Genomic DNA, 25,294 nt, shown 5'->3' with positions numbered 1-25,294 from the left:
GTTTGCCGACAAGTAGATTTGAGGTTTGAAATTTCGGGAAAATAAAATCGACTTCCAAAAAAAAGTTGAAAGTCGATTTTGAAATTATATGGTGATTTCCAATTTTGTCATTATTTTATCTTCAGTCCTTAATGTTGGATTTCATTTTTTTTTGCGAATTATCCCATTCTTCGCGGGATTTGAACTTTTTGTAATCATTGGTGGATATGATTCTAAGATAAGGATCGATTTCTTTCGCTGTGAGAAAACCATTGATGATCGTGATTGGCATATTTTGCTCATCCAGGAACACCATAGATGGAACTGCATTAACATTCATGAATTTGCTGAAATCGTGCATTGAGTTCTTTTTTTTTCCACTCACGAAATCCGGATTTCCAAAAGTCCTTCCGTAGATCGTAAAAACCTGGTTTCCTTCAGCATTAAATTTTACCGGATAGTAATTCTCATTGAGATAGGCTGAAATTTCGGGATGATTGTAGGTGTATTTTTCCATGGTTTTGCAGGGGCCGCACCAATCCGCATAGAAATCGATGATGATTTTTTTCGGTTTGGTCTCCTGCGCCTTCAGTGCTTCTTCCATGGTCATCCATTTCACTTGCGAAAAGAAAAAAGACGATATCAAAACCGATATTATTAGAAAAACTTTAGACATGATTCTTTGATGCTGAATTTTATCAATTGTTAAACAAACGCCGAAATAATTGGGTTTCCTATTCTTTTGATTTAACGTACTTCCTGCATCAGTTTTTTAACCAATGGAGAAATAATGATCAAAATTATTCCCGCGATTACTGCATAAAGACCGAGTTGTTTGTAACCTTCTGTATATGCCATCAGTGCGTCGATATTTGAAGAACCTTCTTTTGCGGTCGCCATATTTGCACCAATGATTCCCGCAACATATTGTCCGTAAGCAGAAGCCAGAAACCACATCCCCATCATCATTCCCTGGAGGTTTTTGGTGGAAAGTTTGGTCATGATTGAAAGTCCGATCGGGGAGAGGCACATTTCGCCAAGTGTGATTACAAACAGGGCAATGGTGAAGATTCTCAAGGAAGTAACTCCGGCCATATCTGCGAAAAGTCTTGTGGAATAAATCACATAAAATCCCAATCCCAAAAACAGGAATCCTAATCCGAATTTGATCAGGGTATTAGGTTCCATTTTCCGTTTATTCAGCCAGATCCACAATAGTCCGATCGGAATTGCCAAGAGCAGGATGAAGAATGCACCACCAGAATTATTGACTCCATTTGGATTAAGGTTGAACAAATCCCGGTTTAAGTTTTTTGCGGCAAATATGCTAAGAGAACCACCACTTTGTTCATATATTCCCCAAAAAACAATTGAAAATAGGATAAAGACCAAGGCTGCCCAAAGTTTTTTTCGCTCTGCGGAAGTTACTTTAGACATTTCATAGAAAAGGTAAAACAGCGTCAATGGTCCAATGGTCCACATGAAATAATCGGTATACTGGGTTTTGGAAACCATGATCATGATTAAAGGAATAATCACTAACGTTCCTGCATAAACCGCATATTCATGCCACTTCACGATTTTCTTTTCCGGATTGTCTGAATGTTCATGACCGGGCTGTAAACCGATTGGGCCCAACAATCTTCTGGTAAAGTGGAAGTTGACCAAGGAAATTATCATTACTATTGAAGCGAGACCGAAAGCTACATTCCAACGGTGGTCGGGATCAATATAAGAGTTGAACAAATCTCCCTGCCCGATGGAAACACATAAATATCCGCCGAGAAGCGCACCCAGATTGATTCCTGCATAAAACAGAGTAAATCCTGCATCAGTTCTTCCATCTCCCGATTTATAGAGTTTACCTACCATTGTGGAGATATTTGGTTTAAAGAATCCGGTTCCAATGATGGTAAATGCTATTCCTAAAAAGAAATTCCTGTATGTGATGCCCGGTACAAAACTGAACGCGTTGGTCGCCAAAATCAAACTTCCCAAAATCATCAGCAAACCTCCCCAGAAAAGCGATTTCCTGAATCCAAGTATCTTGTCGGCAAAAAGTCCACCCACAAAGGTAAATGCATACACAAACGCCTGAGTGGCTCCATATTGAAGATTGGCTTCCTGTTCTTCCAGTTTAAGCTGAGAGATCATGAAAACCACCAACATTCCACGCATTCCGTAAAAGCAGAATCGTTCCCACATTTCCGAGAAAAAGAGCGGCCAGATCTGTCGAGGATATTTTCCTTTGAAATCCTGTATTTGTTCGAGAGTTAGGTTCATTTTAATTTATTTAGCTAACGAATTTAAACAAAAAACCCCTGACCGAGCAGAGGTTTTTGCTATTTTAACGAAATTTTTTAGTGAATTCCTTTCATAAATTTATTAAGGAGCGGTGAGAGCAGAAGCAGCGAAACCCCTGAAGCCAGCATCAACCAAGTGATGAATGGATACAAGTCAAAATTGTAAGTCTGTAGAATTTGCTCCAAAGTAGCTGCAAAATAGTTACCCAATGCAAAGGAAGCCATCCAAACCCCCATCATGATCGAAGTGATTTTTCCTGGGGAAAGCTTGGTAACCATTGAAAGTCCAATTGGCGAAAGCATTAACTCACCCATCGTTAAAAGTACATAAACTACAACGAGCCATAATGGAGAAACGAGATTTCCGCCCTGTGCACTGTTATTCGCTTGAGTCATGATGAAGAAAGCTAAAGCTCCGATAAACATTGCCAATGCAAATTTAACGGGCGTTCTTGGATTTAATTTACGAGCAGATAATTTAACCCAAAGAATTGAGAAAAGTGGTGCCAAAGTTACAATGGCAATGGGGTTAATATTTTGAAACCAGGTAGTAGGAATCTCGAATCCACCGACGACGCGGTTGGTATTTTCCTGCGCGAAAAGATTGAATGTACCACCGGCTTGTTCAAATCCCGCCCAGAAAACAATGTTGAAGAAGGCCAAGATCAGAATTACAAAAACTCTTGTCCACTCCGTAGAACCACTGGTTCCTTTAAAGATCGACGAACCTATAAATAATGCGCCGGCAATACCCAGTACCCATACCATCACGGAATGAACAGCATCTGAAGTATTGTTCCAGATCATCATTACCAAAAATACGAATGCCACATTTGCAATCACATATAGTATTACATCCCTCCAGTCTTTTGGCAACAAATGAGCGATGCCTTTTTCTTTATATCCTGGAGGCAACCCTTTGTCTTCCAATGTGTTTCTTCTTGCATAGAACCAAAGCACGCCGATCAACATACCAATACCCGCTGCGAAATAACCATAGGGCCAACCCACTTTTTCACCCAAAGTTCCTGCAACAAAAGGGGAAAGGAAAGCACCAATATTAATTCCCATGTAGAAAATGGTAAAAGCACCGTCTTTTCTTGGATCATCATTATCATAAAGGTCACCTACGATTGTAGAAATGTTTGGTTTAAAGAATCCATTCCCAAGAATGAGGACTCCCAAACCAAGATAAAAGAAATGTTTTCGTGCTTCAATATCTCCAAGTAAATCTGGAGCAGCACTGGCGGCCAACATAAATTGACCAATCGCCATGACCAATCCACCGATAAGAATGGATTTTCTTTGGCCTAAAACTTTGTCGGCAAACCATCCACCCAAAATAGGGGTAAGATATACCAATGCGGTAAAAACACCGTAAATTTTAAGTGATTCTGCCCTGTCCAGACCAAAACCACCAGTTGCCAATTCAGCTGTTAAGAAAATTGTTAAAAGGGCTCTCATACCATAATAGGAGAAACGCTCCCACATCTCAGTGAAAAACAGCGAGTACAATCCTTTAGGGTGCCCTGTTGTAGGTTTTACCGTATCCATATTTTTTTGTTATTTTTTGTTAAGACTAGCAAATATAGTTTTTTTATGAGTTAATTCCTTAATTCCAGAAAAAAATCGCGGAATAGACCCACGATTTGTTAAGAAATAGCCGAAAAAATTAGCTAACTCCTTTTTCTTTTAGAATTTTGTTGAGGTACTTTAATATGGACAATCCAAGCAAAGTTGCCAATAATAACAATCCGAAATTCACCCAGAAGAAGTTCGCCTTATCTTCGTAACCATACCATAAACTGGCAAGGATTCCCGAAAGTTTGTTTCCAATGGACGTGGAAAGAAAGAATCCACCCATCATCAAAGCGGTAATTCTAGGCGGGGAAAGTTTTGAAACCAGTGACAATCCCATTGGGGAAAGACACAATTCACCGACTGTAACCACGCCGTAAGTCGCAACCAGCCACCACGGCGAAACTTTTTCCAGGTTGCCACCACCGGCATAAACTGCACCAATCATCACCAAACAGGAAAGTGCCGAGATAAATAACCCGAGAACGATCTTGGAGGCGGTGGTGGGTTCTTTGCCTCTTCGGCGCAACATCAGGAAGAATCCCACAATCAGTGGAGTGAGCACGATTACCCAAAACGGATTGATGGATTGGAAGAGTTCGGTATTATAGAGATAGACCGTTGCACCGGGGTTTGCTTCCAGATCTGCTTTTGCTTCAGGAGAGAGGTTCCTGAAATATATATCCTTCCCGGATTCTTTTAAAGTATTACCGGATTCGTCTTTCTGTGCACGGAACTGTTCATCATAAACAGGAACTTCCTTGTCTTTATATTCTTTGGTTTCCACTAGATAAAGGGTTTCCAAAGGTTTTTCAATGGAAGGAGCAGCAGTTCGCACCGTGTAATATTTTGCCCAATTGGTCAGTGCGGTTCCATTTTGTTTAAAAACAGCCCAAAACATCATACTTACGGCAAAAATTGCCAGCAATGCGCCGATTGGTTTTTTGTCTTCCGAATTGGCCCTTAAATAAAGATTTACATAAAAGAAAATTACCGGAATACAGGCAAATATGAATGCATCGGTGCTTTCACTGCCGAAAATATCATGCCCGAAAATTGCGGCGGGCAAGAACCATCCGATTGCACCTGCAATCAAAGCAGGAACGAAAACTTTAAGCAAAATGGAAGAAATCTTAGTGTCGCCTTCTTGAACAGGTTTCAAGACATTTGCTGCACGAATATGCTTCATTCCGAGTGAGAAAATCACCAAACCAATCAACATTCCGGCTCCTGCGGTCATGAACGCTGGTCCCCATCCGTATTTGTTTCGCATGTATGCAGCCACGAAATTACATACCAATGCACCGATGTTGATTCCCATATAAAAAATATTGTAGCCCGCATCTTTATTGGCTTTGTAAGGTTCTTCCGAATAAAGATTACCTAAAAGTGTAGAAATACTCGGTTTGAAAAAACCGTTCCCAATAATGACAAGTCCCAAAGATGCGTAAAACATTGGCAGTTGCTGGAAAAGTCCAACACCGATATAACCAAGTGCCATCAAAAAACCACCGATATAGATCGCCTTCACATAGCCTAAAACCCGGTCTGCAAGAAATCCACCTAAAAATGGGGTTAAGTAAGTAAGCGCAATATAAGTCCCGAAAATATCATAGGCGGTCTTGTCCAGAAAAGCCAATCCACCGGTATCTTTCGGGTCAATCATGTAGAGTACGAAGATTCCCAATATCAAATAGTAGCCGAAACGTTCCCACATTTCGGTAAAGAATAAAAAAGGCAGTCCTTTCGGATGTTTCGCTGTTGTTTTTTCCATAAGTTATAATTGAATTTCCCAAAAATAGGACTTTTATTTTAAACAAAAATCCACCCCAAATTCGGAGCGGATTTTTCACAGTTTTCCTATTTCTTCCCTGAAGATTTCGGGATTGGATTTCTACAAGTTTTCCAAAATAAAATTGGTCATCAGCTGGTACAGTTGTGGACGGGTATTTCCTCCATAAATGCCGTGGTTTTTGTCTGGATAAGCCATGAATTCAAATTGCTTCTTATTCTGGATTAGCGCTTCCGCAAATTCCATAGAGTTCTGGAAATGTACGTTGTCATCGGCAGTTCCGTGGATGAGGAGAAATTTGCCTTTCATCAGTTTTGCGAATTCGGTAGGGGAGTTGTCATCATAGCCTTTTGCGTTTTCCTGCGGTGTTCTCATGAATCTTTCGGTGTAAACGGAGTCATAATATCTCCAGTTCGTCACGGGTGCAACCGCGATTCCCGCTTTAAAAACATCTGCGCCTTTCGTCATGGCCAAACTTGACATATATCCACCGTAACTCCAACCGAAAATTCCTATTCTCGAGGCATCAATATAGGATTGTTTTCCAAACCATTTGGCTGCTGCAATTTGGTCTTCAATTTCATATTTGCCTAATTGCATGTAGGTTACCTTTTTGAATTTTGTTCCTTTGTAGCCTGTTCCGCGTCCGTCCACGCAAGCCACGATGTAGCCTTTTTGAACCAAAAGATTGAACCATAAGCCATTTCCGGTGTCAAACGTATTGGCTACGTTTTGTGATCCAGGTCCGGAATATTGGAACATGAAGAGCGGATATTTTTTGTTCGGGTCAAAGTTTTTCGGCTTCAAAATCCAGGCGTTCATTTGGTCGCCGGCTTCATTGGGAATGGTGAAAAATTCCCTGGTCACGAAATTGTCCTGCTGCAATTTTTTCAGCTGTTCATCATTGTTTTGAAGCTCTCTCACCGTTTTTCCATTTCCGTCTTTTAGGACGTAAGTGTAAGGTTTGGTGGCAGAAGAGGAGGTTTCGATGAAGTACTGATAATTGTTGCTGAAACTGGCGCTGTTATTTCCTTCGGGATTGGAAAGCAAGGTTGATTTTCCGGTCTCGATATTGATTTTTGACACCACTTTATTGATGCTTCCATTTTGGGTAGTTCTCACCAGTACTTCTTTTGTTTTTGGGTTAAAACCATAATAGTCAGTTACTTCCCAGTTTCCTTTGGTGATTTGTTTCTTTAATTTTCCATTTTGGTCATACCAATACAGATGATGGTTTCCATCTCTTTCGCTTCCCCAGATAAATGAATTGTCATCCAGAAACTCCATCGTCACATTATCGGTTTCAATCCATTTGTCATCCGTTTCGGTGAATAGTTTGGTGACATTTCCGGTTTTGGTGTTCACTTTCAATATATCTGACGCGTTTTGAATCCGTTCGGATGTGATCAACACAATTTCGTCAGCTTTTTTGGTCTGAATGACGTTTGGAATATAATAATTCCTGAATCCAGACAAGTTCAGTGAAATATTTTTTCCGGTATCAAGCCGGTACAATTGTGCAGAAACCACGGAATTATTTTCTCCTGCTTTTGGATATTTAAAACGCATTTCAGAAGGGTAGAGCTGCTTTCCGTAAATAGGGATCAACATTTCGGGAACCAGCGATTCATCGGACTTCACATAAACGATCGCATCAGAATTTTTGGTCCATTCGTACAGTTTTGCGTGGCCGAATTCTTCTTCATAAACCCAATCAGCAAGCCCGTTCAGAATTGAGTTTTTCTTTCCGTCGTTTGTGATCTGGGTGATTTTTTCAGTGTTTAAATCCTGAAAAAAGAGATTATTGTCCACTATGAAGGCAACTTTGGTCCCATCTGGAGAAAAAGTAGGTTCCTGCACAAAATTTCCATTATTTAGGCTTAATGTTTTATTGGATTTCAGGTCTTTCACGTCAAACTTGCCTAGAAAGGAATGTCTGTAAATAGGTTGGCTGTCCTTTAACAATAAGATTTTTGATTCATCATCATTGAACTGATAAGACTGGAAATCCCCATCAACGATATTTCCTTCTTTTTGAGAAGTCTTATAAGAATACTTGGCGATTCCGCCACGCTCGATGACGGCGTAATTTTCACCATTTTTTAAGGAAGCAATTCCTGCGATGTTTTTGCCGCGATAATAGCCGGAATAAATTTTGTCTAAAGTAATTTCCTGCGAAAATGCGGAGACAGTAGCCAGAATAGCTAATGATAGAACGAGTTTTTTCATGTGAATTTTTTGATAAGATTTCAAAGATAGTCATTTTCCTAAAAATAGTTAAAGCGTGTTTTTTTAACAGGAGTGGCAGAATTATTGATGATTTTAATGATAATCATAAGAAATTATAGTGATGGAAACCAGTGCACAACATGAAAAATTAAGTAAATATACTTTGGATGACCAAGTTATTTACACAGGATTTGCGAGTTACCAGGATGCCGAAAGTTTTGCAAATTTAAAAAACGGGAATATCGTGGAAGTTGGATTCAAAGATGGAAATGATAATCCGCAGATTACTGACGAAGCGGGTTTGCGTGAAAAGAAGCTGCATTTTTTCGTGGAGGCAGGTCCGGAATATCGATTCATTCACTCGGTAGATGCAGGATTTCGGGATTATGCAGACGAACTTATGAAAATTAAATCAAAATTGGTAGGATATAGCCCGGAAGAAAAATATATTTCTAATGCAGAGATTGAGATTGCTGAAGATCCCATCATCGTGCTTAAAAATGGTGAATTTGAGTCCGTGACTTCGCGTGAGCGATCAAAATATCTGAAACACGCAAAAGTCTATGAAATAGGAGTATCCATTTCAAAATGATGGTAAAAGAAATCGATCATGAGCAAAAAGAAATATTCAAAAAAAGCCCAGGAAAAAATTGGTGAAGTAATGCACGAATTCAAGGAGGGTAAATTGAAATCATCATCCGGAAAAAAAGTGACCGACCGAAAACAGGCGATCGCAATCGGAATCTCAGAAGCGGAAGATGCGGGTCTAAAAGTACCTCCGTTGTCAAAAAATCAGAAATAATTGAAAAGTCAGGCGCTATTTTTCTTCATCGTTATGGGTGAAACCTATAGTTTTTGTAGGTGCTTCAACCACTTTATAATCTTCAAGTTCATTTTTTAGGCCTTCAATCCGGTGCTGAAATTCATCATAATTATTGATCGCAGCATCCTGAAGGAACTGATCCACCTGATTCAAATATTCTTCGGTAAGTTTGGCAGATGCATCTCGCAGAGCCGCTTCCAAAATATGAGCATCAATCACGATGTCTTCTGATTGGTCATTAAGATAGATGTTTCTAATCCTTTTCTTTAAACTTTGGGTAAAGTCAATAATCATCGTATTGGAAAATGTCTTCATCTTGGAGGCAATTTCGTTCCAAAACGGTAAATGATCCGCCTGGTTTTTAGTGAGAATCTTCATTAGAACCGAATCCTCGGTCAGGTGATCCATCATGTGAAAGAGAATCATTTCACAGCGTTCGTGTAAATTTGGAGGAAAGATCGGAATCAGTACGTCAAAACGACCTGGAGCCAGAACTTCTCTGTCAATTTCTATAATGGAGTTTGCAGAACCTACCATGAGCAAGTCTTCTGCCTCAAAATGTCCGATATAGTGCAGAATGATGTCCTTAGTTTCTTCGTCACATTCAGCTGCCGACTGTTCGTCGTGTGGGATTCCCATGATCGAGTCAAAATCTTCCATAAACAGAAGAACTTTTTCTTCTTTCAGCATGTTCACCAAAAACTCATTGAATCTTGATTTATTGCCATCTACAAATGAACTTCCGAGGTAGTGTTTTTTTACTTCTTTGAACTGATAACCAATGATTTCTGCAATTTTGTATGCCCAAAAAATCTTGCCGCTTCCCGGTGGACCATATAAAACAATTCCCGCCGGACGGTGTAATCCCCACTCACTGAGATGCGTACTGTTGATAAAAGGCTGCAATTCCTGTGAAATATAGAAAAACAAATCGCGGTAACCGATGAAATCTCTCTCTTTCAGACTCGTCTTCTTGCCGAAATAATCATAGACGAACTGATAATTCCCACCAAGTTTATGGTCAATCCCAAAGCTTGAAATCGAAGATTTGTACAGTCCATTATCAAACAATTTTGGCTTTTCCTTTTTGATGATTTCCACAATTTTCTCTGCAGGTTGGTGGATGTTTTCTGCGATGTCTTCTACAGATTTATCAGCCTTCAAATCCTTTTCATATTTTTGCAGGAAGCTGATGTTTTCCCTTGCGAATCTCACGAAATCATCCTTCACATCGAAATTGGTTGTGATACATTCGGAAAGTTCCAGGTCGAAATCGGTGATGAATTTGATGAAACTTTCAGTTGAAATATGAAGTTCCTTCGCTAAATCGGCTAGTTTCATGATGTTGAAAATTTTGGCTAATACCAAATTTACAAAAACTATGCGAAACTCGGAATCTAATAGAAAATATTAAAAATTCTGCATGGAAGAAAATCTTCATCCAAAATTTTTCTAGGAAAATTAAAATTAAGGCTCAAAACTTTCAAATTTGCCGTCGTCGAAAAACAACACGATTCTCTTTATTTTACTTGATTGATTATTAGTATGTTGCGGAGAGCTTATTTTTTCTTCAACCGCTAATCGCTGAGAATCGAATATTTTTTCATTCGTTGACGTAGGCAGAGGAATTTCGGATTCTCGTGGAGGCTCATTAGCAATGCGGTCTTCACTTTCTGTAATTCCAAAATTGTCATCGGCAATTAATGAAAACAAATCGGGGAGTGAAGTTGTTTTTGGTTTCTCGACAACAGGAGTATCCACTTTATCCTGGATCATTTCACCTTTACCATAGATCAGCCAATCCCATTGTAATTCGGGGAAACGGTCTTTTAACTTAATGAGAAAATCGAGTGATGGTTTATTTCTACCGGAGGTGATATGGGAAATATTGGAGCGCTGCACATCAATCTCATCTGCAAATTCAGATGGTGACAATCCAGAATATTCTAAAACTTTGGCAATTCTTTCATTTATTTCCATAATTACAAATGTAAATAAATAATTCACAAGAATAAAATACAAATGTAAACCAACTGGCAAAAAGAACGTTTACGAAAGTAAACTAGGCAACTAAATTATTGATTAGTAATACTTAAGATAATTTATGTCGGTAAATTAATGCCGGGTATTATCTTCATTTTCTGGATCAAACTTCAATTTTCTGTCTTTTTTATTTTCCGGAAAAATCAGTGAGAAGAAGATGCTGGTTCCTAAAATGCCAATAATGATCAACAAGGAATCTGTGGTGGTAAAACCAAATTGGTCCAGATATACGTGAAAAAGCATTTTGAGCCCGATGAATGTAAGCAATGCAGCCAAGCCTATTTTCAGGAACCTAAATTTGTTGATAATTCCTGCTAAAAGAAAGAACATGGAACGCAGCCCTATAATTGCGAAGATGTTCGAAAAGAATACAATATATGGATCTTTTGTGACCGAGAAAATTGCCGGAATACTATCCACCGCAAAGATCAGATCCGTTGCTTCTATGATAAGAAGGACTAAGAATAAAGGCGTCATTTTTCTAATGCCATCAACGGTAACGAAGAATTTATTTCCTACAAAATGGTTGTGAACCTTAAAATGTTTATTGGCGAACTTTACTACTGGATGACTTTGAGGGTCGATCTTTTCTTCTTTATCTTTATCAAGAAACATTTTAACTCCCGTGAATACCAAGAAAGCGCCAAAAACATACATGATCCATTCGAACTTCTCGATCAATGCAGCCCCCACAAAAATGAAGACAAACCGCATCACGATTGCACCTAGAATTCCCCAAAACAAAACCCGGTGGTAGTTTCTTGGAGCGACCCCAAATCCTGTAAATATCAATACAATGACAAATATATTGTCCACAGAAAGCGCATATTCCACCACATAACCGGTCAGGTATTCCAGCCCTAAATTTTGGTTATAAAGCTGAATGCTGTGTTCCAAATCACCTGGAATAAGATGCACCGGATGATGGTGTCGGGCAATCACATGCTGCAATTTGTCCAAACTGTCAATTCCATGCAGATAATGCCCGTAATTAATCAGTACAAAGTAGAAGCACACCGAAAGTGCCACTACAAAAAAACTCATCAAACCAGCTTGCTTCATAGAGACTGCAGATGATTTTTTCCCAAAAAGTCCTAAATCGAGGGCAAGTATAAAGAATATAAATAGTAAGAAACTGATAAGAAAAATGTTCTCGCTTGTCATAGAAAAAGATATATGCAAATATAGGGAAATAATCATTTTCAATGTATTTACGGATGTAAACAAAATGGAACTCAACTTAATTTACATTCCAATTCTGTTTATTAAAGTTTCCTTCAAATGGAGTTTTCCACATGCTTTTCCACTTAAAGTAATATTAAAAATAAAGTTTAAATAAATTAATTAAAATACTCAGTTGTATAGTTTTACATTTTTTAATTAACGAAAATGCAATCCACAAAATAATCCACAGACAAACTGACATTTCCAAGTGTTTAATGAATTTACAAAAGTTAATTTCATATTTCCCTCAAAAAAAATTAAATTTGAAAAATGTAAAATTTGAGTTGATGATCGAAGCATTGAATTACCGCCAGAATCCTAATTTCCCAAACCGCTATATTTCCCCGGAAAAATTATTTTCTTATCTGCAGACCAATTACAGCGATTATATTTCTGAGGTTGGAAGATCCTATTTGGACAAACCGATTTTCATGATGACTTTGGGAAATGGAAAAACCAGAGTTTTGGCGTGGTCGCAAATGCATGGTAATGAATCCAACGCAACACACGCAATGCTGGATCTGCTGGAGATTTTGAAATATCAACCGGCATTAGCAAAACCATTGTTTTCGGAAATTACGCTGGATTTTATTTTTATGCTCAATCCGGATGGTTCCGAAAAATGGAGCCGCAGAAATGCTTTGGATATTGATATGAACCGCGACTTCCTGAAACTTTCCAGTAAAGAGTTCCCAATTCTAAAAAGTATAGCTGAAAACGGCAATTATGAATACGGGCTCAATCTTCATGAGCAGCGCACTATCTTTACCTCGGATGGTGAACATCCTGCAACACTTTCATTTTTAGCACCGTCCGAAAATTTTGCAAGAGACGTTACCGAAACCAGAAAAAAATCAATGGCGGTAATTTCCAGGATCCATGAAAAGTTGAAAAATCTGATTCCCCATCAAATAGCGAGATATTCCGATGAATTTTATCCCACTTCAACCGGCGATAATCTCATTAAAATGGGAATTGCATCGATACTCTATGAAGGCGGCCATTTTCCGGAAGATTACAAAAGAATTGGAACCCGAAAATATTACACCATAGCTTTATATGAAGGTTTAAAGGCGATTTCACTTCTCAAAGGTTCAACAGAATGTTGGGAAAATTATTTAGAGATCCCGGAAAATAGAGAAAGTCACTATGATATCATCTACAGGAACGTGAAATTGAACACTGATTTTCCATGTGTTTTGGATGTAGCGGTGCAATTTCGGGAAGAAATCAAGGATGGTGATGAAGAAATCTCATTTGTACCGATTGTGGTGGAAGTGGGTGATGTAGGCAAAAAGAAAGGCTGGAAAGAAATCGACTGCACCGGAAAAAAATTCGTTTCTGAAAAGAAATTCCCGAAACTTGACGAAATCCAAAATTTCACCATCGAATAAATAAAGCGAAATCGATTGATTTCGCTTTTTTGTCATTGCCAAAATGCATGCTTTCTCACATTGAACCATGCATTCTTATAGCTTCATCTAATTCACTACCTTAATTCCACTCGCCACAAACCGAATTTCTTCCTGTGGTTTTGTGATCGCATCGATTTCGGCTTGTGATTTTTTCGCATCTTCTGCATAATGCTTTTGCTCGTCCACGGAAATTACCTTGGTTTCGGCATTTCCTTCCAAAACCACATTTTTCCCTTTCAGTGCCAGTGGAACAAAAAAACCATAATCCTTCATTTTCACAAAGAATTTTTCCTTGTTTTCAGTTTCCACAGTCATCCAGCAACCTTTTTTGTCGCAGACTTCGGTCACTTTTCCCTTCACTGCCACGTTTTCAACTTTTTTTGCTTTTTTCAGCTTTTTTTCCAATTGGGTAGTTGTGATGGCATTTTTCTCAGCTTTTGCCGATACATTTCCCCCATAATAGTCACCTACTAAAGCATTTCCTTCCGGTGGACCCGCTTTTTGAGCTGCAGTTTCCTGTGAAAATCCCACCGTGGAGATTGCAATCATAAAAATCAGTACTAATTTTTTCATGTTTTCAATTTTCACAAAAATAGCAATTTTTACAAATTCAAAAGAATCTTAAAGATTTTTATAAAGAGTTAATGTCAATTTAACAATAATTATCAAAAATTTATATATTTACGACTTTCAATTTTAAAAGGGAAAACTCGTTATTCTGAACCAAAAATTATTTATGCAGAAAAAACTCAAACTTTGGGACGCCACGATGCTGGTAATGGGATCGATGATCGGAAGTGGAATCTTTATCGTAAGTTCCGATATGATGCGGAATCTGGGTTCCGGATATTGGTTAATTGCCGTTTGGATCATCACCGGAATCATGACCGTTGCAGCTGCAATTTCCTATGGCGAACTGTCCTCTATGTTTCCAAAAGCCGGCGGACAGTACACCTATATCACAGAAATTTTTGGAAAGATGCCCGGTTTTCTTTACGGATGGGGATTGTTCACCGTCATTCAAACAGGAACGATTGCTGCAGTAGCGATGGCTTTCGGAAAATTTACCGCCTATCTCATTCCTTGGCTCAATGATTCACATCCAATCTTTCAGAATGGGGGATTCAAGATTACCTGGGTTCAGATTTTGGCAATAGTAGTGATTATTTTTCTCACTTTCGTGAATACCAAGGGCTTAAAGAACGGAAAAATCTTGCAGGATGTCTTCACGTCGTCAAAAATTCTCGCGCTTTTAGGCATCATCATTTTTGGATTCCTCTTGATCAAAGACTCTCAATGGGCACAAAACATGAGTTTCGGCTGGAGCGGGTTCCAGAATTTTGGTAGGGAAGTAGGGAACGACCTTTTGCCCACAGATTGGAAACCGATCAGCGGCGTCACACTTTTGGGCGGAATTGCCGCAGCTTTGGTAGGTTCCATTTTCAGTTCAGTGGCGTGGGAAAACGTGACCTTCATGTCCGGCGAAATTGAAAATCCCAAAAAAAATGTGGTGAAATCCATGGTTTTTGGAACGGTAATCGTGATGCTACTTTACCTTTTGGTGAATTTCGTCTACCTCAACGCACTCGATCGAGATGGTATTGCATTTGCAGACAAAAATCGTCCCGCAGTAGCCGCTTCAGAAGTCATATTCGGTAGTTTGGGAACCATGATTATGGCCATTTTGGTAATGATTTCCACCTTCGGTTGCATCAATGGATTGGTTTTGGCTGGAGCTAGGGTTTACCAGTCCATGGCAAAAGATGGACTTTTCTTTAAATCCGCCATCGAAAACAACGAACACAATGTTCCCGGAAAATCCCTCTGGATGCAGGGAATTTGGGCATCAGTTCTTGCACTCAGCGGACAATACGGTGATTTACTGGACATGATTTCCTTCGTCATCGTCCTATTTTACATGATCACCGTTTTCGGAGTCATCTATTTGAGGATCAAAAAACCAAACCTCGAAAGACCCTATAAAACCTGGCTTTATCCCATCACGCCCATTATTTACCTCATCATTGGCACCGCATTTTGCGTACTTTTGATTTGGTTCAAACCGCAATACACTTGGCCCGGATTTATCCTTATTTTGCTCGGATTGCCGGTATATTTCTTCATTAATAGAAAGAAAGCGAACTAGGAGCAACCAGATTTTCATTCTTTCCGAAGACCCGTCCCGCTTTCCGCACTCGCTTTTTTCTTTTTTGAAAAAAAAGAAAAAGAGCTCAAACAATTGCTCCAATCGGGGCTATCAACTTCTGTCGTTCTTTTTTTCAAGATTTTTTGGGGATCCTGTTCAAAAATTTGTTTAACTTTAACAAAAGAAATCATGTCAGAATTAGTAATCCTGCTGCAATCATCCTATCTCTACGAGATTGAGATTGCCAAATCAAAACTCGCATCCCGGGATATTCCCAGTTATGTGAAAAACGAATTTGTCAATAATGTCGCCGTTTTTCCCATGTCTCAAAATTATGTCCTCGTCGTGAGCGAAAATGATCTTGAGGAAGCCAAAAAAATCCTCGAAGAAGATGATTCCGTAGATGAAAGCGAAATGCTTTAACCCAAATTATTTTTAATTTCATTTTTTTTCTACACGGAGCAAAGCTTTTCTTCTTCGTCCAAATTCCTACTTCCATCTTCCCGCTTCCCCAACTTTTCCCTATCTTTACGCCTTAAATTTTCTACTAAAATGACCGATTGGAAAACCGTAAAGGAATACGAAGACATTACCTACAAAAAAAGTGGCGGAGTCGCCAGAATCGCGATTAACAGACCGGAAGTTCGCAACGCCTTCCGTCCGAAAACAACCTCCGAATTATATGACGCTTTTTATCACGTTTCCGAAGATTCTTCGGTGGGCGTGGTTTTATTGACCGGCGAAGGACCAAGTCCAAAAGATGGAGTCCATGCTTTCTGCAGCGGTGGCGACCAAAAAGCAAGAGGACATCAAGGTTATGTGGGAGATGACGGGAGACACCGATTAAATATTCTGGAAGTGCAGCGTCTGATTCGCTTCATGCCGAAAGTGGTCATCGCCGTTGTAAATGGTTGGGCAGTTGGTGGCGGACATTCTTTACACGTGGTTTGCGATTTGACTTTGGCAAGTGAGGAACACGCAATTTTCAAGCAAACCGATGCAGATGTGACCAGCTTCGATGGTGGTTACGGTTCCGCATATCTGGCAAAAATGGTAGGGCAGAAGAAAGCCCGAGAGATTTTCTTTTTGGGAAGAAATTATTCTGCCAAAGAAGCCGAAGCAATGGGAATGGTCAATGCGGTGATACCTCATGCAGAACTCGAAGATACTGCTTATCAGTGGGCGCAGGAAATTTTGGGCAAATCGCCAATGTCTATCAGAATGTTGAAATTCGCCATGAATTTGACGGATGACGGAATGGTTGGCCAACAGGTTTTCGCGGGAGAAGCAACAAGATTAGCTTATATGACAGAAGAAGCCAAGGAAGGACGAAATGCATTCCTGGAAAAAAGAAAGCCAGATTTTGGGGAAAATAAATGGATATCTTAAATAAGAGCAGAGACAAACAGATGGGTAACTGCAGTTTTCCATCTTCAGTCTCCTATCGAATGTCTAAAAAACAGATATGAAGGATTGGATTCACGCCGCGAGATTGCGGACTTTGCCGCTTTCCATGAGCGGAATTATCATGGGATCTTTTATCGCGAGATGGCGGATTTTGGAAAATGGTGGAACTTGGGATTGGAAGATTTTCGCAATGGCGATATTGGTCACTTTATTGTACCAAATCCTGTCCAATTTCGCCAATGATTACGGCGACGGAATCAAGGGAACTGATCAATTAAGGGTCAACGAAGCCGAACAGAGAGCAGTAGCTTCCGGAAAAATTACAGCAGCTCAAATGAGGAATGCCGTGATTTTGTTTTCTATCCTTTCTTTGATTGCCACAGTGGCGCTTCTATATCTTGCATTTTTTCCGAACCACATCCAAGAATTCTGGATTTTCGTGGGATTGGGAATTGCCTGCATTTTGGCGGCGATTGGTTACACGGTCGGTAAAAAACCTTACGGATATATGGGATTGGGCGATATTTTCGTGTTCATCTTTTTCGGGTTGGTTTCCGTGTGCGGAAGTTATTTCCTCTTCACCAAAACTTTTGACTGGGACATTCTGATCCCGGCAACGGCAGTGGGAATGCTGAGCACCGCAGTTCTAAACCTGAACAATATGCGCGATATCGAAAGTGATGCTTTAAGTGGAAAAAAGACTTTGGCGTTAAGGCTGGGTTTCAAACTTGCGATGGTTTATGAAATCATTTTGCTGATGTTGCCTTTGATTTTAATCTTAGTTTTTCTTGGAGTCAATGGTTTCATCAAAGAAGGAAAATATTACCCGTTCATCGTGATGATCCTGGTTTTCCCAATGACGGCTTTAAGGCGAAAAATCATGGCGGTGAACCAGCCAAAAGAACTGGACCCATTTTTGAAACAGGTGGGAATTCTTACCTTAATGATGGCGGTTTTGCTGGCTTTTGGATTGAATTATTTTTAAATTTGAAGTGAAGTGGTATGAAAGAAAATTGAACAGGTGTAATAATTGAACTGTTCTCTTGATTTTGATTGCTGACGCGAAACTAAATATAGCATTATGAAAATTAAATTCCTTGGACAAAACTGTTTCCTGTTCAATTACAACGGGAAAAATATATTGAGTGACCCTTTTTACAATTTCCAAAAAGAAAAATCGGGGTTTGATATTTCGGCGCAACCAATTGATTATGTTTTGATTACTCATGCGCATGGTGATCATATCGCAGATGTGAAGGAAGTTTTGCAAATTCATCCGAACGCAACTTTGATCGGTCAACCGGAGATCTGTGGTTATTTCAAACATTCGAATTCAATTGACCTCAATTTCGGAGGTTCCGCAAAAATGGGCGACCTGAAAATCTCCATGGTTCCTGCTTCACACACTTCAAGTTTTCCCGATGGAACTTATGGTGGCGAACCATGTGGATATATTTTTCGGTTTCAGGGGAAGAATATCTATTTCGCGGGCGATACCGGAATCATGGCGGATATGGAAATTTTTCCGAGATTGTTCGGAAACATTGATTTGGCGATACTTCCGGTCGGTTCACATTACACCATGTGTGCCAGAAAGGCAAGTTTTGCCGCGGCAGAACTTTTGAACACGAAAAAAGTAATCGGTTGCCATTTCGATACCTTTCCGCCCATTAAAATTAATCATGAGGAAGCAAAAAGCTTCTTTGAAGACCGAAACATTGATTTCTCATTACCGGAACTGGGGCAGGAATTTGAGATTTGAATAAAAAAATTAAGAGATCAAGCATTCCAAAATTAGAAATTACCTGATCTCTTAAAATAAATAAAAAATGGCAAGCTACCTACATCACACCGCTACAACCGATTACCTTTGCTGCGTTCCCACCCTGGAGGATTTTCAGGAGCTGGTTGTGTAGGACTTGCCGGTGCAAAGATACGGCTTTAATTGAAAAAGCAAAATTCAAAATTTAAGAAAATATAGATTTTTATGACAAAAAATGGTTATGCAGTTGGTTTTCTGCTGTTTGTGGCAACAATGGTGGTGTTCTTTTTATTGTATTTTTTTGGAATGAACACCCAATACTACCACAATTCCGTGCTGATTAATGCGTTTTTGCTGCCCGCAATTTATCTGGTGGGTGCATTTCTCTCTATAAATAATTTAAGAAAAACAGGAGCCCGCATGGGATTTCGGGAGATTTTCGGAAGAGCCTTTGTTCCCATGTTTGTGGGTGGGCTGCTTTCGGTGGTCAGTATTTTTTATTTCTTCAACAAAGTGGACCCTAAAGCGAAAGATCTGCTCAGCTACCAATATATCCAAAGTTACCGAACTTCTTTGGAAGAGGATTACAGCAGCACGATCCAGATTTTAAAGCCGAACAGCGAAGAGTGGAAGTCGGTGAAGGATAAATATGAAGAAGCAAAAATGCGGATCGCCAATAAAGAGCGCAAAAATGAAGAGATGTTTTCCGCGAGGAATTTTAGTTATATTTTTGCGGGATACTGCGTCTATTTCCTGGTCTTATCGACATTTTTCGCCACTTTTTTCAGAAGCAGAACAGAGCATTAAGATTGTGCCGATTCATTATTTATATGGACAAACATTCGTAAATTTGAACATTAAAATCAAATCAAAAACCTTTGAATCCAAACCTATCCATTATCATCCCGCTTCTGAACGAAGAAGAGTCTCTTGAAGAACTGTTTACAAGAATTGACCAGGTCTGCAAATCCCATGGATTTTCTTATGAAATCTGGTTCGTGGACGACGGCAGCACCGATTCGTCCTGGAAAATCATTGAAAACCTTAACATCCGTAATCCGCAGATTCACGGAATTAAGTTTTCCAGAAATTATGGAAAATCGCAAGCGCTACATGCCGCATTTGAACAGGCAAACGGAGATGTGGTAATCACGATGGATGCAGATCTGCAGGACTTTCCAGAAGAAATTCCGGAATTGTACGCCATGGTCAAAAATGAAAATTACGACATTGTTTCCGGTTGGAAGAAAAAACGTTTTGACAATGTGATGACCAAGAATCTTCCCTCAAAACTTTTTAATTCCGCTGCCAGAAAACTTTCGGGGGTTGAACTTCACGATTTTAATTGCGGGTTGAAAGCTTACAAAAAACAGGTCGTGAAATCCATAGACGTATATGGCGACATGCACCGCTATATCCCGGTTTTGGCGGCGAACGCAGGTTTTAGAAGAATCACTGAAAAACCTGTACAGCATCAAGCCCGACCTTATGGAAGTTCAAAATTCGGGACCGAAAGATTTATCCGCGGTTTTCTGGATTTGGTGACGCTATGGTTTGTGAGTCGGTTTGGAGGCAGACCAATGCACTTTTTCGGCGCGGTTGGAACCTTGATGTTTATTATCGGGTTTTTATCGGCACTTTGGTTGGGAATTTCAAAACTCATCGATGTTTCGCATGGAATTTATGGGCATTTAATTACGAACAACCCTTGGTTTTTCATCGCATTGACGATGATGATTTTAGGAACGCTGCTTTTCATCGCCGGATTTTTGGGCGAAATGATTATCCGAACAACCCGGGAGAGTAAGAATTATCATATTGAGGAGGTAATCTAGAGGAAAAACATTTCGTATCTTTGGATTAAAGTTTGAAGGATGGAAACCAAGGAAAAAAAATTGAAAAGAATGAAAAATAAGATTTCTAATAAAAATGGAAAGGGCCAAAAACCAATTTCAAAAACATGGAAAGCGGTTTTGGAATTGAGGGGAACAGGTGAAATTTTAGATTTAAAAGCGGTTTTGAAATAGAGATCGTGAGATTCTTATTAGATACCAATATCATAATTTTCATGCTTTTAGGAAAAACTGAAAGCATTTCTCATGAAGTAGAAGATATTATTTCGGATTTTTCTAACACCCTGTGTGTGAGTTCGGCAAGCATCATAGAAACAATTTTGCTACATAAAACTCATAAAATTCGATTGGGCTTCAAGGTAGAAGAATTGACCAATGTTATTGAAGACCAACTTTATTTGAACATCCTTCACACCAAAGACGAACATCTAAAAACCTATTCCCAATTGGAAATCATTCCAAATCACAAAGACCAAATCGACCACTTTATTATTTCGCAAGCAATCTCTGAGAAAATGATACTGGTAAGTTCCGACAGAAAATTCAAAGAATATTCAACACAGAAACTTGAATTTGTTTTTAATAAAAGATGATGAGAATTAACACCCTTGCATTGAATAAAATTGCTTTTATCCTTACCGCATTTCTATTTTTCTCCTGCGGAAAAATCACCCCGAAAGGAAATATCGAAAGCAGGGATTTCCCTGTGGAAAACTTCAACAATATCAATCTTCAAGGGAAGTTCCGGGTTTTTTATGTGAATGCAGAGAAAAGTTTCGTGAATGTGGAAACCTATTCCAACATTATGAATAATCTTGATATAAAGGTTAAAGATAAAACTTTAAATATCATTGAAAACCGTGAAACTCAAGGCGTCGATTTTTACAATATCACGATTTATTCCAAATACAACATCGAAAAGATTTCGATCTCAGATTCAGCGGAAATGAATATTTCGAGCGAAATTAAAACCGATAATTTTCAGCTCAACTTGAGAAATAATGCTAAATTTATAGGATCAGTTAATTCCAGAAAGGCAGAAATAGAGATGAAAAATACAAGCCGTGCAAATTTCCTGGGAAAAACAAAGGATGCGGTGATCAAAATTTCTGACACGGCAAATATCATCGCGCCTTATTGGATCATCACCAACTTGAATATTGATTCCAAAAACGGCAATTATGCGGAACTGAACGTGAAGGATACTTTGAGGGGAAATATCAGAAATACTGCGAAATTGGTCTATTACAATGACCCGATTCGGGTGTTGAAAATTGATCAAACCGCAAATGTGAAGAATAAAGTTTTAGAATAATAGAAATCCCTAGACGGAAATTTAAAACCTTTGCTCACAAGTAAATTTTGCAGTCTAATCCCGAAAACAAGAGATTCTTAGGATTTGCTATTCGGTTGATTACATAATGTGTGACTTGACTTTATAAAGCAAAACGCAGAAACTATATTGAAAAAGAAAAATTTAATAAATTTTATGATGATGCTTTTAATTTGATGAACCCATTTATAGCATTCAGAACCAATTAAAAAATAAAAATTCGGAAAATTGAATTGGTGTGCAGAATTTCTTGCTGCTTCCATATTCCATCCAAAAAAAAATTAAATATGACTACTTTAGAAAAAGCAAAACTTTGGCTCACAGACACTTTCGACGAAGAAACCAAGAAAACGATTCGAGAATGGATTGATACCGAATCCGATGAGCTGGAAGATTCATTTTACCGCGAACTGGAATTCGGAACCGGCGGAATGCGCGGAATAATGGGAGTTGGTACAAACCGGCTCAATAAATATACTTTGGGACAGGCAACGCAAGGTCTGGCCAATTACCTAAAAGAGCAGTTCCCGAATCAGGAAATTAAAGTAGCGATCGCTTATGACGTGCGAAACAATTCCCGAGAATTCGGCAAAATGTGCGCAGATGTGTTGACCGCAAACGGAATCAAGGTTCTACTCTTCAAAAACCACCGACCGACTCCAGAACTTTCTTTCACGGTTCGGGATAAAAATTGCAATGCCGGAATCGTTTTGACGGCATCGCATAATCCACCGGAATACAATGGTTACAAAGTCTATTGGAATGATGGGGCGCAAATTGTTCCCCCAAATGACGAAAATATCATCAGGGAAGTTTATTCAGTGAAGTTTGAGGAGATCAAATTTAATGGAAATGATGATCTGATAGAATGGATTGGTGAGGAACAGGATGATGTCTATATCGATATCTGTATGGAAAATTCCCTTTACCAAAAGGATAAGACAGGTTATGACAATTTGAATATCGTGTTCACTTCAATTCACGGAACTACTTACACCACCATTCCAAAAGCCTTGAAGAAGGCAGGTTTCAAGAAAATCGATTTGGTGACCGAGCAAATGATTCCGAGCGGAAATTTCCCGACGGTGGAGTCCCCAAATCCGGAAGAGCCGAAAGCGCTGGAAATGGCGCTCGATTTGGCGAAAATCGTCAATGCGGATATCGTCATCGGAACAGATCCGGACGGAGACCGACTGGGAATCGCGGTGAGAAATCTGGACGGCGAAATGCAGCTTTTGAACGGAAACCAAACGAATACGATTTTGACTTATTATATTTTGGACCAGTGGAAGAAATTAGGGAAAATCACCGGAAAGGAATTCATTGGTTCCACGATTGTGACTTCGGATATTTTCTACGATATCGCCAATAAATTCGGGGTGGAATGTAAAGTGGGATTGACCGGATTCAAGTGGATCGGAAAAATGATCCGCGACGTGGAAGGAAAGGAGAAATTTGTTTGTGGCGGTGAAGAATCTTTCGGATTTATGACCGGAGATTTTGTTCGAGACAAAGATTCCTGCGGCTCGATCCTTTTGGCTTGCGAAATCGCTGCGTGGTGCAAAGCAAACGGAAGCTCGATGTTCCAGTATATGATCGATATTTATAAAGATTTGGGAATGTATTATGAAGGACTCATCAATGTGGTGCGAAAGGGTAGAACCGGCGCTGAGGAAATTCAGCAGATGATGAAGGATTTCAGGGAGAACCCACCAAAAGAAATTGCCGGGTCGAAAGTAGTGGAACTGAAAGATTTCCAGGAACAAACATCACTTGACATTCCGGAAAATAAAAAATCGGTAATGAATCAAATTCCAAAATCCAATGTACTGATTTATTATACCGAAGATGGAACCAAAGTCTGCGTGCGACCTTCCGGAACCGAACCGAAGATTAAGTTTTATGTTTCGGTAAAAGATTCGATTAATTCTGAAAATGAATTTAAAAATAAATCCATCATCCTTTCGGATAAGATTGAAAAAGTAAAAAAAGATTTGAAGCTGTAACGATTATTTCAAATTTTTTGAGATTTTACGAATGATGAGAAGAAATTTTGATTGATTAAGGAAGAGGTCTAATACCATAAAAAATATAAAATGAAAATATCTAAACTCGCCGAAAATTTGATCGGTTCAGAAATTGTAAAAATTGGGAATGAGGTCAATGATTTGAAAGCAAAAGGAGCTGACATCGCAAATCTGACCATCGGAGATTTAGACTCCACTATCTATCCAATTCCGGCAAGATTAAAAGAGGAAATCAATAAAGCTTATCAAAATAACCTCACGAATTATCCACCTGCAAACGGACTTTTGTCGTTGAGGAAGGCAGTCGCACAGGATCTTAAAACCAGATGGAATCTAGATTATTCACCGGATGAAATTTTAATCACAGGCGGTTCGCGACCATTAATTTACGGGACATACGAAGTTATCGTTGACAAAGATGACAAAGTAATTTACCCGATTCCATCCTGGAATAATAACCATTACGCGTATCTGACAAGCGCAGAGAAAATAGAAGTAGAAACTTCGGAGTCGAATAATTTCCTTCCTACCGCAGCGGATTTGAAACCTCACTTGAAAGGTGCGGTTTTGCTGGCGCTTTGTTCGCCGCTTAATCCTACGGGAACTATGTTCACCAAAGAGCAACTCTCTGAAATCTGTGAACTGGTTTTGGAGGAGAACAAATCTCGTGGCGAAAACGAAAAGCCGCTCTACATGATGTATGACCAGATTTATGCGATGCTGACTTTCGGCGAGGAACATTTTAATCCGGTTTCACTTTTCCCGGAATTGAAAGATTACACCATTTTCATAGATGGTATTTCGAAATGTTTTGCGGCTACTGGAGTGAGAGTGGGATGGTGTTTTGGACCGAAAATGATCATCGATAAGATGAAATCGCTATTGACTCACGTGGGAGCTTGGGCGCCAAAACCTGAGCAGGAGGCAGTTTCCGTTTTCTTGGGAGAAACCGAAAATGTGGATGCCTTTGTTGACGAATTCAAAGGTAAAATTTCAAACAGCCTGAAATTTTTGCATGCTGCAATTCAGGACATGAAATCAAGGGGATTTGCTGTAGAAAGCATTAAACCGATGGGCGCAATGTATCTCACCATTAAACTTGATTATGTAGGAAAGAAAAAATCAAACGGAGAATTAATTGCCAATTCTTCAGACTTGGTGTTTTATCTGATTAATGAGGCGGGAGTAGCTTTGGTTCCGTTTTCTGCTTTTGGTGCTTCACCGGAAACGCCTTGGTTTAGGGCATCTGCAGGCGGATTGTCTTTGGATGAGATTAAGGCAATGTTGCCACGACTGGAGAGCGCTTTGGCAAAATTGCGTTAATGAAAAGTTAAAGTGGAAAAAAATCACTTTTGCTTTGGAAAAAATTCTACCTTTGTG

24 protein-coding genes and 1 other RNA gene are annotated in these 25,294 nt (G+C 39.3%); 15 read left to right on the top strand and 10 right to left on the bottom strand.

The window, feature by feature from the left end; all coding sequences use genetic code 11:
• Positions 1–121: 121 nt before the first annotated feature.
• The 5 genes from ACM44_RS00605 to ACM44_RS00585 form a co-directional block, all read right to left on the bottom strand.
• Positions 122–655: a thioredoxin family protein gene (locus ACM44_RS00605; protein WP_048498157.1), complete on the bottom strand. Its 534-nt coding sequence runs from the start codon at positions 653–655 to the stop codon at positions 122–124.
• A 71-nt stretch (positions 656–726) separates the two neighbouring features.
• Positions 727–2,262 carry a peptide MFS transporter gene (locus ACM44_RS00600; RefSeq protein ID WP_048498156.1) on the bottom strand — a complete coding sequence of 512 codons (1,536 nt, stop codon included), beginning with the start codon at positions 2,260–2,262 and terminating at the stop codon, positions 727–729.
• Between the two features lie 77 nt (positions 2,263–2,339).
• Positions 2,340–3,836 (bottom strand): peptide MFS transporter, encoded by a 1,497-nt coding sequence (locus ACM44_RS00595; RefSeq protein WP_048498155.1) that lies wholly within the window; start codon positions 3,834–3,836, stop codon positions 2,340–2,342.
• Between the two features lie 118 nt (positions 3,837–3,954).
• A complete protein-coding gene (locus tag ACM44_RS00590) occupies positions 3,955–5,634 on the bottom strand; it encodes a peptide MFS transporter (protein ID WP_048498154.1) in 1,680 nt (559 codons plus the stop codon).
• A 120-nt stretch (positions 5,635–5,754) separates the two neighbouring features.
• Positions 5,755–7,881 (bottom strand): S9 family peptidase, encoded by a 2,127-nt coding sequence (locus ACM44_RS00585; protein ID WP_048498153.1) that lies wholly within the window; start codon positions 7,879–7,881, stop codon positions 5,755–5,757.
• A gap of 121 nt (positions 7,882–8,002) precedes the next feature.
• Here ACM44_RS00585 and ACM44_RS00580 point away from each other — a divergent pair, with 121 nt between their 5' ends.
• Together ACM44_RS00580 and ACM44_RS00575 are read left to right on the top strand one after the other, a co-directional pair.
• Positions 8,003–8,473: a hypothetical protein gene (locus tag ACM44_RS00580; RefSeq protein ID WP_048498152.1), complete on the top strand. Its 471-nt coding sequence runs from the start codon at positions 8,003–8,005 to the stop codon at positions 8,471–8,473.
• 18 nt (positions 8,474–8,491) lie between these two features.
• The gene (locus tag ACM44_RS00575) at positions 8,492–8,683 is read left to right on the top strand and encodes a DUF6496 domain-containing protein (RefSeq protein ID WP_048498151.1); all 192 of its coding nucleotides are present in this window, start codon (positions 8,492–8,494) and stop codon (positions 8,681–8,683) included.
• Positions 8,684–8,698: 15 nt separating this feature from the next.
• Here ACM44_RS00575 and ACM44_RS00570 read toward each other — a convergent pair whose 3' ends face one another.
• From ACM44_RS00570 to ACM44_RS00560, 3 genes are all read right to left on the bottom strand, one after another.
• Positions 8,699–10,045 carry an AAA family ATPase gene (locus tag ACM44_RS00570; protein ID WP_048498284.1) on the bottom strand — a complete coding sequence of 449 codons (1,347 nt, stop codon included), beginning with the start codon at positions 10,043–10,045 and terminating at the stop codon, positions 8,699–8,701.
• A 126-nt stretch (positions 10,046–10,171) separates the two neighbouring features.
• A complete protein-coding gene (locus ACM44_RS00565; RefSeq protein ID WP_048498150.1) occupies positions 10,172–10,684 on the bottom strand; it encodes a helix-turn-helix domain-containing protein in 513 nt (170 codons plus the stop codon).
• Between the two features lie 135 nt (positions 10,685–10,819).
• The gene (locus ACM44_RS00560; RefSeq protein WP_048498149.1) at positions 10,820–11,911 is read right to left on the bottom strand and encodes a TerC/Alx family metal homeostasis membrane protein; all 1,092 of its coding nucleotides are present in this window, start codon (positions 11,909–11,911) and stop codon (positions 10,820–10,822) included.
• Positions 11,912–12,258: 347 nt separating this feature from the next.
• Between ACM44_RS00560 and ACM44_RS00555 the strand changes: the two genes are divergently transcribed.
• Positions 12,259–13,365 carry a M14 family zinc carboxypeptidase gene (locus ACM44_RS00555; RefSeq protein ID WP_048498283.1) on the top strand — a complete coding sequence of 369 codons (1,107 nt, stop codon included), beginning with the start codon at positions 12,259–12,261 and terminating at the stop codon, positions 13,363–13,365.
• A gap of 87 nt (positions 13,366–13,452) precedes the next feature.
• On the opposite strand, the gene ACM44_RS00550 is transcribed toward ACM44_RS00555, so the two are convergent.
• A complete protein-coding gene (locus ACM44_RS00550) occupies positions 13,453–13,959 on the bottom strand; it encodes a DUF4920 domain-containing protein (RefSeq protein ID WP_048498282.1) in 507 nt (168 codons plus the stop codon).
• A gap of 163 nt (positions 13,960–14,122) precedes the next feature.
• Between ACM44_RS00550 and ACM44_RS00545 the strand changes: the two genes are divergently transcribed.
• From ACM44_RS00545 to ACM44_RS00525, 5 genes are all read left to right on the top strand, one after another.
• Positions 14,123–15,532 carry an APC family permease gene (locus tag ACM44_RS00545; protein WP_048498148.1) on the top strand — a complete coding sequence of 470 codons (1,410 nt, stop codon included), beginning with the start codon at positions 14,123–14,125 and terminating at the stop codon, positions 15,530–15,532.
• Between the two features lie 189 nt (positions 15,533–15,721).
• The gene (locus ACM44_RS00540; RefSeq protein ID WP_048498147.1) at positions 15,722–15,955 is read left to right on the top strand and encodes a putative signal transducing protein; all 234 of its coding nucleotides are present in this window, start codon (positions 15,722–15,724) and stop codon (positions 15,953–15,955) included.
• Between the two features lie 129 nt (positions 15,956–16,084).
• On the top strand, positions 16,085–16,921 hold the full coding sequence (locus tag ACM44_RS00535; RefSeq protein WP_048498146.1) for a 1,4-dihydroxy-2-naphthoyl-CoA synthase: 837 nt from the start codon (positions 16,085–16,087) through the stop codon (positions 16,919–16,921).
• A gap of 76 nt (positions 16,922–16,997) precedes the next feature.
• A complete protein-coding gene (gene menA, locus ACM44_RS00530; protein ID WP_048498145.1) occupies positions 16,998–17,924 on the top strand; it encodes a 1,4-dihydroxy-2-naphthoate octaprenyltransferase in 927 nt (308 codons plus the stop codon).
• A gap of 96 nt (positions 17,925–18,020) precedes the next feature.
• Positions 18,021–18,701: a metal-dependent hydrolase gene (locus ACM44_RS00525; protein ID WP_048498144.1), complete on the top strand. Its 681-nt coding sequence runs from the start codon at positions 18,021–18,023 to the stop codon at positions 18,699–18,701.
• A 65-nt stretch (positions 18,702–18,766) separates the two neighbouring features.
• Here the strand turns inward: ACM44_RS00525 and ffs are convergent.
• Positions 18,767–18,864, bottom strand: an RNA gene (gene ffs / locus ACM44_RS14930) — signal recognition particle sRNA small type.
• 62 nt (positions 18,865–18,926) lie between these two features.
• Between ffs and ACM44_RS00520 the strand changes: the two genes are divergently transcribed.
• The 7 genes from ACM44_RS00520 (at position 18,927) to ACM44_RS00495 (ending at position 25,237) form a co-directional block, all read left to right on the top strand.
• Positions 18,927–19,508, top strand: a complete 582-nt coding sequence (locus tag ACM44_RS00520) for a DUF4199 domain-containing protein (RefSeq protein WP_048498143.1) — start codon at positions 18,927–18,929, stop codon at positions 19,506–19,508.
• A gap of 71 nt (positions 19,509–19,579) precedes the next feature.
• Positions 19,580–20,536, top strand: a complete 957-nt coding sequence (locus ACM44_RS00515) for a glycosyltransferase family 2 protein (RefSeq protein ID WP_048498142.1) — start codon at positions 19,580–19,582, stop codon at positions 20,534–20,536.
• Between the two features lie 69 nt (positions 20,537–20,605).
• Positions 20,606–20,728, top strand: coding sequence for a hypothetical protein (locus ACM44_RS15830; protein WP_262486454.1), 123 nt, complete (start codon positions 20,606–20,608; stop codon positions 20,726–20,728).
• Between the two features lie 5 nt (positions 20,729–20,733).
• A complete protein-coding gene (locus ACM44_RS00510) occupies positions 20,734–21,147 on the top strand; it encodes a type II toxin-antitoxin system VapC family toxin (RefSeq protein WP_048498141.1) in 414 nt (137 codons plus the stop codon).
• A complete protein-coding gene (locus ACM44_RS00505; RefSeq protein ID WP_048498140.1) occupies positions 21,147–21,869 on the top strand; it encodes a GIN domain-containing protein in 723 nt (240 codons plus the stop codon). The genes ACM44_RS00510 and ACM44_RS00505 overlap by 1 nt, the downstream gene beginning before the upstream one ends.
• A gap of 305 nt (positions 21,870–22,174) precedes the next feature.
• Entirely contained in the window at positions 22,175–23,893 is a 1,719-nt protein-coding gene (locus ACM44_RS00500; protein ID WP_048498139.1) for a phospho-sugar mutase, read from the top strand.
• A gap of 90 nt (positions 23,894–23,983) precedes the next feature.
• Entirely contained in the window at positions 23,984–25,237 is a 1,254-nt protein-coding gene (locus ACM44_RS00495; protein ID WP_048498138.1) for a pyridoxal phosphate-dependent aminotransferase, read from the top strand.
• The last annotated feature ends 57 nt before the right edge of the window (positions 25,238–25,294 follow it).

The sequence above is a fragment of the Chryseobacterium koreense CCUG 49689 genome (genome assembly GCF_001045435.1).
Classification (GTDB): Bacteria; Bacteroidota; Bacteroidia; order Flavobacteriales; family Weeksellaceae; genus Kaistella; species Kaistella koreensis.
Note: the sequence above shows the minus strand (reverse complement) of the source record. Positions and strands in the feature narration are given on the sequence as shown.

Excerpts from the sequence above, each read along its gene's own strand:
- ACM44_RS00540 (WP_048498147.1), top strand. The coding sequence starts at position 15,722 with ATGTCAGAATTAGTAATCCTGCTGCAATCATCCTATCTCTACGAGATT.
- ACM44_RS00595 (WP_048498155.1), bottom strand. The coding sequence starts at position 3,836 with ATGGATACGGTAAAACCTACAACAGGGCACCCTAAAGGATTGTACTCG.
- ACM44_RS00500 (WP_048498139.1), top strand. The coding sequence starts at position 22,175 with ATGACTACTTTAGAAAAAGCAAAACTTTGGCTCACAGACACTTTCGAC.
- ACM44_RS00555 (WP_048498283.1), top strand. The coding sequence starts at position 12,259 with ATGATCGAAGCATTGAATTACCGCCAGAATCCTAATTTCCCAAACCGC.
- ACM44_RS00600 (WP_048498156.1), bottom strand. The coding sequence starts at position 2,262 with ATGAACCTAACTCTCGAACAAATACAGGATTTCAAAGGAAAATATCCT.
- ACM44_RS00550 (WP_048498282.1), bottom strand. The coding sequence starts at position 13,959 with ATGAAAAAATTAGTACTGATTTTTATGATTGCAATCTCCACGGTGGGA.
- ACM44_RS00495 (WP_048498138.1), top strand. The coding sequence starts at position 23,984 with ATGAAAATATCTAAACTCGCCGAAAATTTGATCGGTTCAGAAATTGTA.
- menA (WP_048498145.1), top strand. The coding sequence starts at position 16,998 with ATGAAGGATTGGATTCACGCCGCGAGATTGCGGACTTTGCCGCTTTCC.
- ACM44_RS00520 (WP_048498143.1), top strand. The coding sequence starts at position 18,927 with ATGACAAAAAATGGTTATGCAGTTGGTTTTCTGCTGTTTGTGGCAACA.
- ACM44_RS00525 (WP_048498144.1), top strand. The coding sequence starts at position 18,021 with ATGAAAATTAAATTCCTTGGACAAAACTGTTTCCTGTTCAATTACAAC.
- ACM44_RS00590 (WP_048498154.1), bottom strand. The coding sequence starts at position 5,634 with ATGGAAAAAACAACAGCGAAACATCCGAAAGGACTGCCTTTTTTATTC.
- ACM44_RS00575 (WP_048498151.1), top strand. The coding sequence starts at position 8,492 with ATGAGCAAAAAGAAATATTCAAAAAAAGCCCAGGAAAAAATTGGTGAA.
- ACM44_RS00580 (WP_048498152.1), top strand. The coding sequence starts at position 8,003 with ATGGAAACCAGTGCACAACATGAAAAATTAAGTAAATATACTTTGGAT.
- ACM44_RS00535 (WP_048498146.1), top strand. The coding sequence starts at position 16,085 with ATGACCGATTGGAAAACCGTAAAGGAATACGAAGACATTACCTACAAA.
- ACM44_RS00570 (WP_048498284.1), bottom strand. The coding sequence starts at position 10,045 with ATGAAACTAGCCGATTTAGCGAAGGAACTTCATATTTCAACTGAAAGT.
- ACM44_RS00545 (WP_048498148.1), top strand. The coding sequence starts at position 14,123 with ATGCAGAAAAAACTCAAACTTTGGGACGCCACGATGCTGGTAATGGGA.
- ACM44_RS15830 (WP_262486454.1), top strand. The coding sequence starts at position 20,606 with ATGAAAAATAAGATTTCTAATAAAAATGGAAAGGGCCAAAAACCAATT.
- ACM44_RS00585 (WP_048498153.1), bottom strand. The coding sequence starts at position 7,881 with ATGAAAAAACTCGTTCTATCATTAGCTATTCTGGCTACTGTCTCCGCA.
- ACM44_RS00605 (WP_048498157.1), bottom strand. The coding sequence starts at position 655 with ATGTCTAAAGTTTTTCTAATAATATCGGTTTTGATATCGTCTTTTTTC.
- ACM44_RS00565 (WP_048498150.1), bottom strand. The coding sequence starts at position 10,684 with ATGGAAATAAATGAAAGAATTGCCAAAGTTTTAGAATATTCTGGATTG.
- ACM44_RS00505 (WP_048498140.1), top strand. The coding sequence starts at position 21,147 with ATGAGAATTAACACCCTTGCATTGAATAAAATTGCTTTTATCCTTACC.
- ACM44_RS00560 (WP_048498149.1), bottom strand. The coding sequence starts at position 11,911 with ATGACAAGCGAGAACATTTTTCTTATCAGTTTCTTACTATTTATATTC.